Source organism: Alphaproteobacteria bacterium (genome assembly GCA_025800285.1).
GTDB lineage: Bacteria > Pseudomonadota > Alphaproteobacteria > JAOXRX01 > JAOXRX01 > JAOXRX01.
On record JAOXRX010000024.1, the window covers coordinates 1 to 517 of the forward strand.

A 517-nucleotide genomic window follows, 5' to 3' on the forward strand; every position below is an offset into this window, starting at 1 on the left:
TCTAAGTGGAACTACAGCAACAGATTACACAATTTATGGTGTTGTTCTTAGTGAAAAAGAAGCAGAAATAGATAAAGAAAGTGAAACTTTTGTTGAGAGGTTAATTATATTTTCTAATAATTATATTAAACTTAATATAATTATTAAATAAAATATGACAACTTATTTTGAATACGGAGTAAATTTAACTGATAATCAAAAAAGAAGTTTAGCTTCTGCCATGAATAATCATACACCATTGACATTGAGATTAAAACATTCTAATCTAACAGGAAATGATGAATTAATGTTGACTAAAACACAACTAAAAAGAATTCAAAAGTCATTGAATAATGGAACTGGAGCTGATATTAAGATAAGTAAAACTCAGATAAGAAAAGTAGCTAAACAAGGTGGAAGTCTTTTCAAAACACTTGCAAGCCTTGGAGCAAGAGTATTATCTTATGCTGTAAAAGGTCTTTCAAAAGCTGCACCCGCTTTGGCAGCTGGTGCTGTTTCCCCTTCAGGAAGTTTAGGT

The 517-nt window shown here is 30.4% G+C and carries 1 protein-coding gene; it reads left to right on the top strand.

What is annotated here, in order from left to right; translation table 11 throughout:
• Nucleotides 1-154 precede the first annotated feature (154 nt).
• A partial coding sequence (locus OIF36_00455) for a hypothetical protein (protein ID MCV6598943.1) occupies nucleotides 155-517 on the top strand: 363 nt, incomplete at its 3' end.